The following is a 16667-nucleotide window of genomic DNA, read 5'->3' as shown; positions in this document are numbered from 1 at the left end:
GAGCAAGTATTACAATTATCTGATCCGCCACTCTCCTATTGTAGTTGATGAAACTTGAACCGTATTGACTCTAAGGGAAGGGAATGATGTACTAAAAAATAACATCATCATTGCTGTTGACCGCACAGCGATGGACATTTCTCACAACTAAATATGAATTTATGAAGTAAGTAGGAAGAAGAAGCATTGTTCTATGAAATTTGCCAACTAAAAGAGCGCCAAGATCGTTCGTATCTTGGCGCATATCCTTTAAGTTGTTACATTGTAATCCAGTGTCATTAAATCACGAAGTTCATGATCATCGAGTTCAGTTAACCATTTACTTGATTGAATCAGTTCTTCTGACAATAAAGATTTCTGTGCCAACATTTTATCAATTTTTTCTTCAATTGTGCCAATCGTTACAAATTTATGCACTTGCACAAATTGGGTTTGCCCGATTCGATAGGCTCTATCTGTCGCTTGATTTTCGACAGCAGGATTCCACCAACGATCGGCGTGTAAGACATGATTTGCAGCAGTTAAGTTAAGACCAGTACCACCAGCTTTTAATGACAAGATGAAAATCGGAAACTCACCCGCCTGAAATGCCTCCACTAATCGGTCCCGCTGTGCTTTTGGCATGGCACCCGTTAAAAATGGTACATCCACATTATATAATTCACTAAAGCAATGCTGTAACAGTTGCCCCATACCGATATATTGGGTGAATATTAAACACTGTTCGCCATTGTCCACAATTTCTGCTGCCATATGCACAATACGTTCTAATTTTACAGATCGTGTAAGCATGGATGAAGCATCCTCAAACGGCTCCTTTAAATACAAGGCAGGGTGATTACATAATTGTTTAAGCTTACTTAACATTTTTAATACACGGCCTTTTTTCTGAAGGCCAGTTAATGTCTCTAACTGATCTAACGTTTCTAAAATATATCCTTCATATAAAGACGCTTGCTCGGCTGTTAATGGACAGTAAGCATGTGATTCCTGCTTTTCAGGTAAATTAAGCTGCAAATGCGGATCTCGCTTCGTTCGACGCAGTAAAAATGGCTGAATTTTTGCGCGTAATTTTTGCTTATGTTTTTCAGATTCATCTCTTTCAATAGGCAAAATGAATTCTTCGTTAAAGCGACCAAAGCTGCCTAAGTAACCTTTATGAATAAAATCAAAAATAGCCCATAACTCAGATAAACGGTTTTCAACAGGTGTACCTGTTAAAGCGATATGATGTGTACCCTGTAATTTGCGAATGGCACGGGATTGCAACGTTTGCATATTCTTAATGTTTTGGGCTTCATCGAGTACTACTGCCGTCCAGTTAATCTCTTGTAAGAATTCAGTATCCTGCGACACTGTGCCATATGTTGAAAGGATGACTTGTGGCATCTCTCGCTCGATAATTTGTGTGAAATCCTCACCCTTTGCTCGATTTGCCTGATAATGCGTATAGACTGTTAATGACGGTGCAAAGCGCGCTAATTCCTTCTGCCAGTTACCCAGTACAGATGTAGGGCAAATAATGATGGTTGGCTTTGTCGCATCAGTTGTCTCATATACATGTAGTAAATACGAAATGAGCTGCACCGTTTTACCAAGGCCCATATCATCGGCTAAGCAGGCACCAAAACTTTGTTCCCGCATAAAGACAAGCCACTCAAAACCTTCTTGCTGATAAGGTCGCAGTTCTGCTTGTAGTGAAGCGGGTGGTGCGACAGCTGGTAAGCCTTTTTTCTCTTGTAATTGATCCATATAAGATTTAAGTGATTTTTGTAATTCAAATGCAAATAGAGGATCGTCTCGAATAGCATCATCGGCATCTTCTTCTTCAAGTGGAATCGACAAATCTTCTGGTAGTTCACGGAATAATAATTCTCGCACCGTCCAGCTTTCATTTTCAGCTTGCTCCATAAGTGCACGCATTTCCTGCATCCAATTGGCATCAACACGGAACCACTCCGTACCGATACGGATAAATTCACGCTTCTCATCGACAAGCTTTTTAAATTGCTCGGCTGAAATCGATCCACCATTCATCGAAAATTGCCATTTGAAAGTCAGAATATCATCGAGACCAGCAACTTTTTTGGTTGCTACGTTCCCTGTACTTACACGTACATGCATTTTGGACTGCTTTAAATCTTTTAACCAAGCTGGCAGCACGACATCAAAGCCAAGTGCCTGAAGTCGTGCTAAATCTTCACGCAAAAATGCTCGTACCTCTAAATCTTCTAGTGTCAGATAAATAAATAGATCACTTCGGACATCTTCTAATGAAAGTAATTCTACAATTTGAGCCTGTTGCATTTGAATGTCTGTCGCGGCATCCTGCCATTTTGCAGGCAACACATCTTGTATCGGTAACATACGTTTTCGTACTGCAGGAGTCCAATAAGTTTTGGTCGTCGCAGAGCTGAGGACTGTTTCAAGAAGCCAAACATCGGAATCCGGTTCGGGTTCACTTAAGCGAAGTGATACCTTCACAGTTCCAGACTGGCGGTCCTGCTCTAGCGGCCAGCCACCGCGTGAGAAAAATGGCAGTAGCTTTGGTATATCTGATATGAAAAGTCCAGCAGACATAAGCTTTTGTGACACTGCAGTATCTAGTAGAACGTGGTCAATGTCTTCAAGCTCAAATGTTAGTGATGAAAAATCATCAGCTATTATAGCGTGCTCCCAAAGGGATGGTTCCTGCCAATAGCGTTGCAAAGTTGCAACACGCTCTAATAGCGTGTTACTGTTTTCATCCATACCAGCCCAATCAATAAAGGGGTGCTGATAGCGAGTCGAAAAGATATCGAGTAGTTCAGCAGTAGATACTTCTACAGATAAGTCCGTACGATTAGCGAGCAAGCCATACACATTCGCTTCGTATTTGAAAAAAAGCGAGGAAATGAGTGAACCTGCCTCAAGTGGTACGCCACCAGCTGTAAAGCCCTGCACCGCAAAATAACCATCACGAACTGCCTCTATATGGAGTTTGATTTTTTTCATAAATGAGGATGGGGCATTACTTAAAGTCATCATACTAAGTTTCCTTTCTCAATCTCTTCCTGTAAGGCGCGTAGACGTTTAAATTCTGCACGAATCGTTTGCATATATGTTTCAAAATAAGCCGTCTTTCCAGCACGTTTTGCAGCACTGCGCATACTTTTCCAAATTCGTACCGCTTGTTTATAATTCATGCGCGATTTTTGTTCCACCTCGGACATCGCATAAACGTGATAGAGCGGAAGTACTGTAGCCGGGGCTCCTTGTAAGACATCCTTTAAACCACACATTTCTAAATAAGAAAGTGAAGATACATTTACTTGGTGCAAGGCTGCCCATTCCTCATAACGTTCTTTTTTTATAAGGAAGAACGAAAACGGCTGTAACCCGTGCATACCGAATGCACTATAAAGAGATGCCTCCTCGTCTTCATTTAATGTGATCTCTTCATAAAGGTTCTGCAAATTGCGAACATATTGTGCTCGCTGTGCAACTGGAACGACCTCTTGTAAAAATGGACCGAGTAATGGCAACATTGTCCGTAAAATGGTCGTAAGCGAAGCGAATTCACCTGCTCGTTTTGCGAAAATAGCAAGTTCAAAAAGGTCTGACATATTTTCGATAGATATATCAGTCATATTTGCTTGCAACAATTCTTCTTTTTGCAATAATACATAAAACATGAGCTTAACCGCATGAAAAGATACATCAGAATTGTCATGCTCTAACACTATCATTGCTTCTAATTCCTGTTCACGGCGTGGTTTTTCATAAAAAATCACCGCCCATAGTAGCATATAGATTTGTAGTCGGTTTGCAAAAAGCTCTTGTCGCTCTACTAGGAATTCTCGAGCGATTAGCTGCAATGCATCATAAAAAGGGTCAGTTGCAAAAAGGCGAGAGCGTGCATTAAATTCACTAAATGTATCCTCTAGCCCATGTACACATTGTTCTACGAAATACTTCATATAAGGCGTATCAAAAGAATGGCCTGGTGTTTCGTTTAAATGACGCCAAATCGTATTGAGTATTGTCAATTCCATAAATAATTTATAAAGTGGCTGCCATTCGCGCTCAAAGGGCATGTGCCGACGAAGACGCTCTAACGCATCCGTCCGAATCGCAGATAATCCGTAACCTTCAAGAACTCGACCTGGTGGAAGCAGACGTTTCATGACTTCATCGGCCATCGTTTGCCAGCTCTCAGGACTACGCTCATCGGCAAGTGTTTTCAATTGTACAGATTTTTGCGCACGCCAAGTCGCAGACCAATTCTGCACAGAATCGAAATATTGATAAAGTGCTAGCAATGCCCCAACCTTGTGGCGACACCATTTATCCTGCGGGCAACTACATATTAATGTTTCACGAGCAAAATCAATTTCTAGTGAAGCTGGTCTTACATCCTGTACGATTGCATATAATATAGAAGTCGTCGGATTGAAGCGTTCAAATGCAATTGATTTATTACGTACTGAAAAGACAGCACGACGCACGAGCTCCTCGTCTTCTGTAGAGGATGGGTGTAGATGTTGCTCAGCCTCCTTCAATTTTGCGAATATAAATTGTTGATGTTCCTTAGCCAATTGCGAAATAGACAAAGCCAAAACCTCTCCTCCAAAAAAAAGACTGTCTCTCCATTATACGTTTAAAATCGGCGCATGATAAGTCGAATGATTAGAAAGATGTAAATAGTGGAAAAGCGTGTTAACAAAAATTTTTTTATATGTTAAAATCTGAATAATCAGATAAATAGGAGGGATGAAAAATGATGCACGTTCAATATATGAAACCGTTCTATACAAAAGTAACAGGAGAAAAGCTGCGTCTAGTCTTTGCCTATCAATATTTTTCTATTTTAAAAGATGAGGAAATTTTTCACTTCATTCCCATTGAAGGTAAAGAAATGATCATCAATCTGCATACGCAACAAATTGAAAACCTATCCGAAGTATTCGTATTTCAAAAAGGGAACCGATTCATTCGACTACCTCTTTATCAACTCTTACTGATTACAAATGTCCACGAACACCTAGTACCGATACTTGAAGGCGCAACTCTAAAATTACCTGCACCGATACATTCCTCTGTACCAGTCAACGAAATTGACCAGTTGATGGCGGAAATCGAAGAAAAAAACTTCGAATATCAAATTGACCGAGCGCTATTATATCGTGATGAAGTACTGTTTTACGAGTTACTAGAACAAAAGAACATTCAACTCGGAGGTTTCGAAAATTGAATACAAGATATATCTAACAAGCACCCATTTTCTAATGAGAAAAATAGGGTGTTTTTATCTAACTTCTAGAATATTGTTGGATAGAGTAGGGTAGAGCGGGTATGAGTGCTGAAAAAGTAGGGGAATGCTGAAAACTTGGTAGTGAGTGCTGAAAAAAGCATGTGAACGCTGAAATCCAGTTAGCGAGTACTGAAAAAAGTGTGTGAACGCTGAAATCGGGTTAGTGAGTGCTGAAAAAAACATGTGAACGCTGAAATCCAGTCAGTGAGTGCTGAAAAAAGCCAGTGCCCGCTGAAATCTAATCAGTGAGTGCTGAAATAACCAAGTAATCGCTGATAAAACAGTCTGAAATAGTTAGTACCAAAACCGCTGAAATAAACAAAAATATTACACCCAAAGGATGTGGAAATATGCTTGGCAAATGGTCGGCAACAGGGATGTCTATCTTAAGTAATATGAATCGGCATTATAATGCGATGAATAAATCACTTTTACGAATTTCTTCGGGCTATCGCATTAATAGTGCAGCAGATGATCCAGCAGGTCTTGCAATTTCAGAAAAAATGCGGGCGCAAATTCGCGGTCTGAATATGGCTGCGAAAAATATCCAAGATGGTATTTCACTAGTTCAAACAGCAGAAGGTGCTCTCAATGAAACACATGCCATGGTACAGCGAATGCGTGAGTTGGCGATTCAAGCGTCGAATGATACGTTGACAGATAGTGACCGTGAGCTGTTAAATCTGGAGTTTCAGGAGCTGAAAAAAGAAATTCACCGTATATCAAAAGATACGGAGTTCAACACAAAAACACTGTTGAACGGAGATAATGCAAAGAATGGACTTAAAATTCAAGCCGGGGCAAACGCTGGACAGACAATCGAGATGTACATTAACGATATGGGGGCCGGGGCGCTCGGTCTTGATGACACGGTATCGATTGCTAAACGCGAGGATGCAGACAAAGCAATTTCTACAATGGACAAGGCATTGAAGCTTGTTTCTGAAGAACGTTCACGACTCGGTGCTTACCACAATCGTTTGGAGCACGCATACAATGCAACGATGAACACCGCAGAAAATTTAACAGCGGCTGAATCTCGTATTCGTGATGCTGATATTGCGAAAGAGATGATGAACATGGTGAAGGCACAAATATTGTTGCAGGCAAGTCAATATGTATTAGCGATGCACATGCATCAGTCGCATTCGATTTTAATGTTGCTGGATAGTGGAAGAAAGTAATCCAATCTATAAAATTTGCAAAGGAATTATCACGTTTTGAAGGTTATAATTTTTTATGTAGGGAAAAGGTTGTAGGAAACATGCGAAAGATTTTATTATTAATCACACTATTTTTTTGCCTCTAATTACCTGCTATAGTTAGTGAAAAAGGAGAAATCGACTTGATTGTAAAACCATTCTCACCATCCCCTTTCACTCTTGGTTTAGAGGCACTCCTCGCAAGGCTTCATCCAGCACACCCACAATTTCCAAAGTTTGAACAAGAATTAAAACGCCAGCAAGCAGGTGATTTTGGCGAACAATACATTATGAATGAACTTCAAACACTCTCTACAGATTTTCAACTCTTCCATAATGTCATCCTTCCTTCAGTCTTCGCAGTGCAGATAGACATCCTCATCGTAACTCCCAATGGAATTATTATTCTAGAGATTAAAAACATAAAAGGAACCGTCCTTTTGAAAAATAACCCGAGACAACTAGTCCGCACAACTGAAACTGGAGAAGTTACAGTATTTACACATCCAGAAATTCAACTTGAACAATATATACAAGGAATGAAACACTTCCTACAGCAGCATAATATTACTATACCGATTTATGGAGCTATTGTATTTCCCTTCAATAATGTTCAAATTCAAAGAGAGGGCGAGGGGCTGCCAATCCTTATGGCAAAAGATCTACCTATGTATATACACACGCTTCCGCTTTGCACCGAGTCAACTTCCATACAAAACATCACAAGCAAAATAATGAAAAACATAAAAACAAAGACACCGTATCCGTTATGCCGCTACTATAATATCGACATTAATTCTATACAAATGGGTATTCGCTGTGAAAAATGTCTACACTATTCCATGACAAGACAAAAAAGAACTTGGCATTGTGCTAACTGTCAGCATACTTGTGTACGTGCGCATATCCAAGCTTTGCGTGACTATTACATGCTTATTGGTAACACTATTACAAATAAACAATGCCGACAGCTTTTAAATATTGAAAACACCCATCTTGCTAAACGAATTTTGCAAGCCTCTTGTAAAGTACGTGGCGGCTCCACTAAAAATCGGATTTATACTTTACCTGAGCTACCGTGACCGCTGAAATTCCAGACACAAACGCTGAAAAAACCACAATATAGTCATTAATTCACAAGTTTCAACACGGTTGCATACATGAAACGACAAATTTATTCACAGTTTCGGCTGAAAGATGTATACTATATTGCAGAACAAATGCGATTGCATTCGAAACATTCACATAAAATATCAACTCGTTTTTGAAACGAAAGGAAGTTTAAATGATGACAAAATCAATTTGTGTTATTGGGCTTGGTTATATTGGTTTACCAACGGCGGTAATGTTTGCCAATCATGGCATAAAAGTACACGGCGTGGATGTAAATCCGGCAGCAGTAAGAAGTATTCAAGAGAAAAAGCTTCATATTGAAGAGACAGACTTACAAGAGCGTTTAAATAAAGCAGTAGATGATGGGTTCCTAACAGCATCAACGACACCACAAGAAGCAGATGTGTTCATCGTTGCTGTACCATCACCGATCAATCCAGATAATACAGCGAACCTTGAGTATGTGCGTCAAGCGACGGCGTCAATAGTACCTTACTTAAAAAAGGGCAACTTAGTTATTCTTGAGTCGACTGTACCACCGAAGACGGTAGAGAACGTAATGCTACCAGAACTTATTAAAGCAAATCTTGAATTTGGTATCGATTTATTTGTATCGCATTCACCAGAACGTGTAATCCCAGGTCGTGTGTTTGAAGAATTGGTAAATAACGACCGTATCGTTGGTGGTATTGATACAAAATCATCAGAACTAACAAAAGAACTTTATGAAACTTTTGTAAAAGGGACAATACACATTACGGATGCTACGACAGCAGAGCTAGTGAAAGTAATGGAAAATACGTACCGTGATGTTAATATTGCATTTGCCAATGAGCTTGCGAAAATGGCTGATAAGTTGGACGTTAACATTTGGGAAGCCATTAAATTTGCGAACTATCACCCACGTGTCAATGTACACTTCCCAGGCCCGGGTGTAGGTGGACACTGTATCGCAGTTGACCCATGGTTCTTAGTAGAACTTGGTGGCGAGCAAGCACAAATTATCCATATGTCTCGTAATACGAATGACAGCATGCCAAGTTTTACAGCACAAAAAACGCAAGCTATCCTAAATCAACACAAAATTGCAGGTGGCAAAGTAGCTGTTCTTGGACTAGCCTTCAAAGGTAACGTCGACGATATGCGCGAAAGCCCATCTACAATCGTCATCGATGAACTAAAAAATCTAGGCTTGGATGTAATTTCTTACGATCCACACATCAAAGAAAACAAACACGTAACACAAACGCAAAGTTTAGAAGAAGCAACAAAAGATGCCGATATCATTGTTGTCTTAACGGATCATAATGAATTTAAAACACTTAACGCAGCAGAAATCACAGCAAAATCTAAAATCGTCTTCGATACGAAAAACTGTCTTAACCGTGAAAACTGGGAGCAAGCAGGCTTTGATTTCCACTTACTAGGGGATGCGAAAAACTAATGAAAGAAACAGTACTTGGCATCAACGTCAACACGGAAGGTTACGATGAATTAATGGACATGGCTTTCGAGCGCATAGAGAAAAAAGAAAAAGCGCTCGTTGTGGCCATCAATCCTGAAAAAATTATTAAAGCGAAAGAAGACCCTGCACTGAAAAAGCTTTTAAATGAAGCGGAATTTCAAATTCCAGATGGCATTGGTGTCATTCTTGCTTCAAAAATTCAAAAAGGGCAAATTCGTGAACGCGTGACGGGCGTCGATATGATGATGAAACTTTGTGAAGAAGCGGCTAAGCGAGGTAAACCAATTTTCCTTTACGGTGGGAAGCCAGGTGTGGCGGATGCAGCGAAAGCGAAGCTCGAATCATTATTTCCTTCTATTAAAATAGTCGGTACGCAGGACGGCTACGAAAAGGACGAGCAAGTTGTTATCAATCGCATTAACGAAACCAAGCCCGATTTACTTTTCGTCGCAATGGGTAGTCCTAAACAAGAGAACTGGATTAACGCGAATCGCAATCAGTTGCATCCAACAATCTACCAAGGTGTTGGCGGATCGTTCGATGTACTTGCTGGCACAGTAAAGCGTGCACCAGAGATTTTTCAAAAATTTGGTCTTGAATGGTTTTATCGATTGTTGAAAGAGCCTAAGCGTATCAAGCGTCAAATGGCATTACCATTATTCTTAATTGAGGTAGCACGAAAAAAGCGTCAATAAATTTTGAAAATTGTATTGTCGTTTGAAATGGAAAATGTTAGACTATATGTGTATAGGAATTTCCTCTATGAAATAATAGAATTCCCTGCAAGGAAAAAACGGTTGGTAGCCCAAGCGAAAAAAGCTCAAGCATATTATATGCTTGAGCTTTTTTCGTGCACCAATAATGGAAAATTAAAATTGTTAAGGAAAATAGAGGAATAGACTTGAAAAAAATCTGTATATAACCGACAATAGAGTAAGAGAGTTGGTATCCTATATTTTCCGGAAAATTTTACGTAAGTTTTCCAAAATATGATTGACAACTTTTGGCGATACAACTATACTTTTATGTGTAGTTGTTTATTTACTGCATGACTATGTAGTATAAACATAATTTTTGAACTTAAGAGGAGGAAATTTTTCTATGGCTAACCAACCAAAGAAATACAAAAAATTCGTAGCAACGGCTGCAACAGCTACTTTAGTAGCATCTGCAATCGTACCAGTTGCATCAGCAGCTGAATTCAAGGACGTTGCAGGCAGCGACCATGAAGTAGCAATCAACGCACTTGCTGAAGAAGGTATCATTAACGGATACTCTGACGGCACATTCAAACCAAACCAAACAATCAACCGCGGACAAGTGGTTAAAATGTTAGGTCGTTGGTTAGAAGCACAAGGCCAAGAAATTCCAGAAGACTGGAAAACTGAACAACGCTTCAGCGATTTAGCTCTAACAGCTGAAGAAGAACTAGTACAATATGCTGCACTTGCTAAAGATGCAGGCGTTTTCGCTGGTTCAAACGGCAAATTAAACTACACACAAAACATGCAACGTCAACAAATGGCAGTTGTTATTGTACGTGCTATTAAAGAAATCGCTGGTGTAGATCTAGTAGCTGAGTACAAAGAAGAAGGTCACGTTACTGAAATTTCTGACCTTGACAAAGCTTTCTCTGCAGAGCAACGTAACGCGATCGTAGCATTAGAGTACGCTGGTATTACTAACGTATCTAACTTCCGCCCAGCTGAAAGCGTAACTCGCGGTCAATTCGCTTCATTCTTACACCGTACAATCGAAAACGTACTTAATGCTGAAGTTGATGCTGCAGTTAAAGCTATCAATAACACAACTGTTGAAGTAACATTCGACGAAGAAGTTGGAAACCTTAATGAGCTTAACTTCGCTATCGAAGGTTTAGAAATCAGCAACAAAGCTGTAAAACAAACAAACAAAAAAGTGGTTGTATTAACAACATCTGCTCAAACTGCTGACGTAGAATACACTGTGACTTTAAATGACGAAAAAATTGGTTCATTCAAAGGTTTAGCAGCTGTAATTCCAACTGCTATTGACGTTGTTGAGCAATCAGTACAGGCTCCACTTGGTAAACAAGTAACTGTAAAAGCTCAAGTGAAAGTTGCTGAAGGTCAATCAAAAGCAGGGATTCCTGTAACATTTAACATTGTTAATGCTCAAGGTAACGCTCAAAATCCAGGTGGTTCTTTAAATCCTGCAATCGTTGCTGAAGCACATACAGATGAAAACGGTGTAGCTACTTATACTTACACTCGTTACGCTTCGACTGCTAACCAATTAGCAACTAGCGACGAAGTACAAGCATATTCAACTGGTAATCCAACAGCTCGTTCATTCGGTAAAGTTTACTGGGCAGCATTCCAACCATTAACTATTGCTGAAGTAACAGAGGGCAATACAGTTAATAATGGTGCTAAAAAAGTTTACAAAGTGAAAGCAGCTCTTGAACACACTGAATATCAAGACAGATCATTTACAATTAACGGTAAAACATATGATGCTGGAAGTTATGTAAATATCGCTTTCGAGGAAAATTTAAATGTAACTCCTGATAAAGCTGTAAAAGCAGTTGATGTAATTGATGCAAATGGAGTTAGCTTAAGCTATCCAGGTCAATTTACTACTTCTTTAGGTAACCAAAGTGACGTTAAAGTAGTAAAACTTAAATTAGATAAAAATGGTGAAGCTACGTTCACATTATCAGGTAGCAACGGTAAAGTAACACCAATCGTTTTTGCTGACCAAAAAGAAAATCCAGCAAACGCTTCTGGTCAATATGGTCGTTTCAACCCAACAGAATTATTTGCTAAGGCTCCAACAGTTGACTTCAGCAAAATCCAAGTTTTGGGTGTTAAATTAACTTCAGTGGGTACAAAAGATGCTTCAGCATACCGTACCGTACCAACGTTTGGTCAAAAAAATTCTAATTCATCTGCAAGAGTATTCTCTTATAGCGATGATGCACCACTTGCTACTGGTAAATCTGCTTCTACTAAATTAGCAGAAGATACTGCAAACACTGGTGGTCGTGACTATAAAGCTGTAGTAACTGATAAAGCTGGCAAGCTTGCTCCAAGTGGAACAGTTGTAAAAGTATCTGTTGCTAGTGGTTCAGCATTAAAAACTACTGGTCCTATCTTCTTAGTTGATAACAACCGTCACATTGTTTACCAATTAGACAACACTAAAGAAACAGAAGAGTTTGCATTAGCTACGGACTCAAAGGGTGAAGTTTCATTCACTTTATTCGGTAACAAAGATAGCTATGCAACACCGACAGTATTTGTTGAAACTGGCGATAAAACTGGTTTAGACAAAAATGACTTACAAGAAGTTGGGGAAATTGTTTACTTTGGTGATGTAAAAATTACAACAGCTAAGTTAACTGTAAATGGTAAAGATGAAACAACTCCTACTGTTACAGAAGCAGCTACATTCTCTTACCAAACAGTTGATCAAAACAATAAAGCATACTTCAACGGTACTGAGTTTAACGTTAACTTCCAAGTTGATACAACATTCTCAGCAGCAACAATTTATAATGCTAAAACAAATGCATATTTAGGTACTGTAAACCAAGGTAGCGCAGGTTCTGGTAACTTCACTGTTCGTACTGTAGATGGTATCGCTTCTATTAAAGCTGTTTCAACAAATGGTAACACAGTTAGCGTACACGCTACATCTGCAGGCCTACCAAGCTTATCAGCTTCAGCATACTTCAGCAAAGTAACTACTGAAGGTATCGCACCAGGACAATCTGTAACTGGTAAAGTAATTGCAATTGATAAAAATACTAACCGTATTTTATTATCAAACTCTAATGGTTCAGTAGTATATGAACTTTCTTATGATGATGCAGTTCTATACACAGGAAATAGTCAATTTATTGAAGATACTTTCGAGCATGATTTATCTGTAAATGATGAGTTAACATTTACTCAGGCAACTGATACAGCTAAAAAGATCTTTAAAAATACAGATGCTACATCTCGTGTAGCCTTAAAAGACGATGTTAAACTTGTGTTAGCTTATGATAACTCTGTATATGACTTTGGATCTTATTCATCAGCTACACCACCAGTTTTAACTGCTGGTACAATTGGAGCTGCTAAAAAGGCTACTATTGAAATTCAAGGTAATAACGTAACACTTAAAAACCTTGTATTAGATGGTGATTTAGAAGTAACAGATAAAGTTCGTAATGATTTCACTCTAGATAATGTAACTGTTACAGGTACAACTACTGTTAATGGTGGAGATGGTAATACATTTAATGCTACAGGTTCATCTTTAGCAGTAGTAATCCTAAACATTAAAGAACACATTGCATTAACTAACTCAACTATTACGGAATTAGTTGCTAAAGTAACTGGTTCATCAGTAACAGGTACAGGTAACGTTGCTGCAGTAACATTTGCAGCTGGAGTAACACCACCTGTAATTGATTCAGCATTAAACGCTCCTACTGCAACTAAAGAAGTACCAGTAGAAAGTGCTAAAATTACTACAACTTCTGGTGACACAGTAGAAATTACATTTACTGCTGGAACTAATACAACTGGTGTAGCTGTAACGAATGGTACAGTAGCAACTACTTCAGGTGATACTGTAACATTTACTATTTCTCCAGTTTTAGCAGCTGGTTCAGTAGTTACATTAACACTTGGTGGTAAAGAATACACTGCAACATACACAGGTGGTATCTCGGCATTAACATTTACTCGTAAATACTAAGAGTATTCGTTTAATACCGCGCACCGAGTGCGCAAATGATTCTGACAATACACTACAATTTATGAAAATACATTGAGTGAAGTTAGGAGAGAAAGGCTCTACATGGCTACGGCTGTGTAGGGCTTTTCTATTGCATCTTTAGCCTTCGCTCATGTCTTGAGCCGTAACAACTCGACTTTCAAATAGTTAATATAAATAGGAAGCAATGATTTAATGCCTTTCATTCCAAATGGAGTGAAGGGCTATTTCAAATTTTAAAGGATGAGTTCATATGGAAGAGAAACAAAAGAAAGTACCTGCAAAGAGAATTCAGCTAGTAGATGTGGTGTTGGAGAGAAAGGGTTCACAGATGTTCGAGGGGAGACGTGTGCGATCACCAGAGGATGCAGCAAACATCATTCGGTACTTCATCGGAGAAAGTGACAGGGAGAAATTTGTGGTGCTTGGATTGTCGATAAAGAATGAACCACAGCTTTTGAAGGTGGTTCACACTGAATCAATTAATGCTAGCATCGTTCATCCGAGAGAAGAAATGAAAGCACTCATAATTTTCTAATTGTACTAGCTGTTTGGTAGCTCACAATCATCCCTTGAACGATACAACACCAAGTCCAGAAGATTCAGAGGTAACTGAACGTTTAGTAGAAGCAAGTAAAATCATTGGGGTGGAAGTACTGGATCATTTGATAATGGTATCAGATTCATTCCGCTCATTAAAAGAATCAGGCTACATGTAAAGGAAGTGAAGAGTCTTGAACGCATTCAAACGATTAGCAGAAGTGATGATGGAAAAGTACGGTGTCTATGTTCCGCTTAGTGAAGTAAGCTATGAAACAGTACTTCTTTAAAAGAGGATGTAGATGAAAGGCTTGTACCAGCAGAAGTTGTTGACCATTTAAAAGGTTAAATTGGAACAGAAAGTGCTAGTTACATTGATGAAAATGGAGATGAACACCTTGTAATATTTAGTAGAAATAGGTTTTGTTGATCCTAATGAAGTCTGGTTATTAAAAGATGAGGTAATTCTCAATAAATTAGGAAGTGATGATCATGTACGTTAAAAAATATGTGCAAATACTGATAAATGTTCAAACGTTTTAGCGAGAAAAGAATACATGGGCTATTACACTAATTTCCGATCTATGCCAGTAAAGCCATTTGAGATTGTAGAAGAAGTAAAAAATCGTGATAGATGAGAATCTTTATTTACTCAATCAAATACAGGATGTAAAGCTACGAAGCGTAATTCGTCATTACATTGCCTATTTAGAAAAAATAAGTGTTGGGTGATTAACTTGTTTTTAGTTGAACTCATGACATTTCTAAGGCCGAACTCATGACAAAAATAAATTCCTGTGGGTTAGAAATTGAAAAGTGCATGCTACACATAGCATGTGCTTATTTTGCGTACCAAAAAATTGATGACATTATTTATTATTCTGCCATTAGTGGTCATGATAAGGGGGGGGAGGCATTCCTATGGGAAAAAGTATTCATAGCGACTGTAATTGCAGTTATAACAGTGCTGAGCTGACAGGTGAATTGAAAAAGGAAGCTGAAAATAATGGGAAGTAATTAAAGAAGAAGGTAATGAGCGAAGAACGTTTATTATCTTTTTTTTCATTAATGTGCATTTTGAAGGAGAAAAAACATGACAAACCCAATAATAACAACATTTCTTACATTGTAGAATATAGTAGAAGCGTTGTATTGACCGTTGAAAGTTACACAAGGGATGTAAAGAGCTATATCGCCTTTTAGCAGCGTGTGAGGCGGGAAGGTTCAGTAATCATCAACCGATACTTAATTGACCGTTTTAAGGAGCAATTACAAGCGCAGAACAAATCACTAGCTACGATTAATAAGACAACCAATTCACTCAAAGTATTCAATGATTTTTTATTAGAGCAGGGATTAGGAAAGCAACAGTACATCATTTTAAAGCGTGATCGAATCAAAATTGCTTACTAATTAAAGAAAGAAATTGAAATTCTGACAAAGAAACAAGTATAAAAAGTACTGAATCAGCTAATAAGCGAAACCACCAGAAATCGTTGTATATTTTTAGTTTTATTATTTACAGGCATACGTGAAAGTGAATTCATTCACTTTCAATTCAGAGACATTGATCGCTTCACAGGTCATCTGGAAGTTAATGGAAAAGGTGGCAAACAGCGCATCATTCCGTTGCGTCAAGACGTGCTGGAAGCAATTGATGAGTACCTACAAGGGGAACGGAACGACAGCAAACACAAAGAAAGTCCCTTTCTATTTTTGAGCCAACGGGCAGGGAAATTGTACAGAGAAGGCATCCGACAGATGTAGCAGGAAATTGGCTCAAAACTTGGATTTCCAATTTACACATACATAATCCGACACCCATTTGCGACAAGGTTAATTGAAAAAGGTGTAGACATTGTTACGGTTTCAAAACTTTGGAGTACCCATTAGCAGTAAGTAACGCTGTCTTTAGTGACATGGGACAAAAAATGTGACAACTTTCTATGTTAAGAAATAGTAACCATATAAAAGACTGAATATGATTCAAAAAGTACATCAATAAAACCTAAAACTCTCTAACGAAAGTGTCATACTTAAAAGATGGAGAGAAAGAGTATGTTCTTATTCCAGAGAGGCCTGGTGGAGATGTAAAGTTTACTTTGCAAGCGGCATATTAGTAAAAAGCTAATCCAAAAGTAGTCGTTGAATGTAAAACTGTAGTTTCAATAATGAAAAAGACTGTAAAAAATTAATTCTGGAAATCAGAAATTTTCTACATAAGAGTATTTATCTTTGGGACATCATTTTCTCCTTTTAAATTTATATGTGAACTTATTTATTTTTTCGAAAAATGGTGTACTCA

Annotated in this window: 11 protein-coding genes; 9 read left to right on the top strand and 2 right to left on the bottom strand. The window is 38.5% G+C overall.

From position 1 onward, the window contains the following. Positions 1–249: 249 nt before the first annotated feature. Together ACIQ2D_RS06905 and ACIQ2D_RS06900 are read right to left on the bottom strand one after the other, a co-directional pair. Positions 250–3027 (bottom strand): DEAD/DEAH box helicase, encoded by a 2778-nt coding sequence (locus ACIQ2D_RS06905; RefSeq protein ID WP_402861421.1) that lies wholly within the window; start codon positions 3025–3027, stop codon positions 250–252. Then, positions 3024–4598, bottom strand: coding sequence for a hypothetical protein (locus ACIQ2D_RS06900; RefSeq protein WP_402861418.1), 1575 nt, complete (start codon positions 4596–4598; stop codon positions 3024–3026). Before ACIQ2D_RS06900 ends, ACIQ2D_RS06905 begins: the two co-directional genes overlap by 4 nt. Before the next feature lie 161 nt (positions 4599–4759). On the opposite strand from ACIQ2D_RS06900, the gene ACIQ2D_RS06895 reads away from it, so the two are divergent. From ACIQ2D_RS06895 to ACIQ2D_RS06855, 9 genes are all read left to right on the top strand, one after another. Continuing rightward, the gene (locus tag ACIQ2D_RS06895; RefSeq protein WP_402861415.1) at positions 4760–5233 is read left to right on the top strand and encodes a transcriptional regulator; all 474 of its coding nucleotides are present in this window, start codon (positions 4760–4762) and stop codon (positions 5231–5233) included. 410 nt (positions 5234–5643) lie between these two features. Beyond that, positions 5644–6477, top strand: a complete 834-nt coding sequence (locus tag ACIQ2D_RS06890) for a flagellin N-terminal helical domain-containing protein (RefSeq protein WP_402861412.1) — start codon at positions 5644–5646, stop codon at positions 6475–6477. A 161-nt stretch (positions 6478–6638) separates the two neighbouring features. Beyond that, entirely contained in the window at positions 6639–7577 is a 939-nt protein-coding gene (locus ACIQ2D_RS06885; RefSeq protein ID WP_402861409.1) for a nuclease-related domain-containing protein, read from the top strand. Positions 7578–7783: 206 nt separating this feature from the next. Continuing rightward, the gene (locus ACIQ2D_RS06880; RefSeq protein ID WP_402861406.1) at positions 7784–9052 is read left to right on the top strand and encodes a nucleotide sugar dehydrogenase; all 1269 of its coding nucleotides are present in this window, start codon (positions 7784–7786) and stop codon (positions 9050–9052) included. Beyond that, positions 9052–9768, top strand: coding sequence for a WecB/TagA/CpsF family glycosyltransferase (locus ACIQ2D_RS06875; protein WP_402861403.1), 717 nt, complete (start codon positions 9052–9054; stop codon positions 9766–9768). Before ACIQ2D_RS06880 ends, ACIQ2D_RS06875 begins: the two co-directional genes overlap by 1 nt. 406 nt (positions 9769–10174) lie before the next feature. After that, a complete protein-coding gene (locus ACIQ2D_RS06870) occupies positions 10175–13804 on the top strand; it encodes an S-layer homology domain-containing protein (protein ID WP_402861400.1) in 3630 nt (1209 codons plus the stop codon). 271 nt (positions 13805–14075) lie between these two features. Continuing rightward, positions 14076–14360: a JAB domain-containing protein gene (locus ACIQ2D_RS06865; RefSeq protein WP_402861397.1), complete on the top strand. Its 285-nt coding sequence runs from the start codon at positions 14076–14078 to the stop codon at positions 14358–14360. 34 nt (positions 14361–14394) lie between these two features. After that, positions 14395–14541 carry a JAB domain-containing protein gene (locus ACIQ2D_RS06860; protein ID WP_402861394.1) on the top strand — a complete coding sequence of 49 codons (147 nt, stop codon included), beginning with the start codon at positions 14395–14397 and terminating at the stop codon, positions 14539–14541. 1282 nt (positions 14542–15823) lie between these two features. Continuing rightward, positions 15824–16129, top strand: coding sequence for a tyrosine-type recombinase/integrase (locus ACIQ2D_RS06855; RefSeq protein ID WP_402861687.1), 306 nt, complete (start codon positions 15824–15826; stop codon positions 16127–16129). The last annotated feature ends 538 nt before the right edge of the window (positions 16130–16667 follow it).

It is taken from the genome of Lysinibacillus sp. NPDC097287, from assembly GCF_044761695.1.
GTDB lineage: Bacteria > Bacillota > Bacilli > Bacillales_A > Planococcaceae > Lysinibacillus.
The sequence above is the reverse complement of the archived record's forward strand: the minus strand, read 5'-3'. Positions and strand labels throughout refer to the sequence as shown.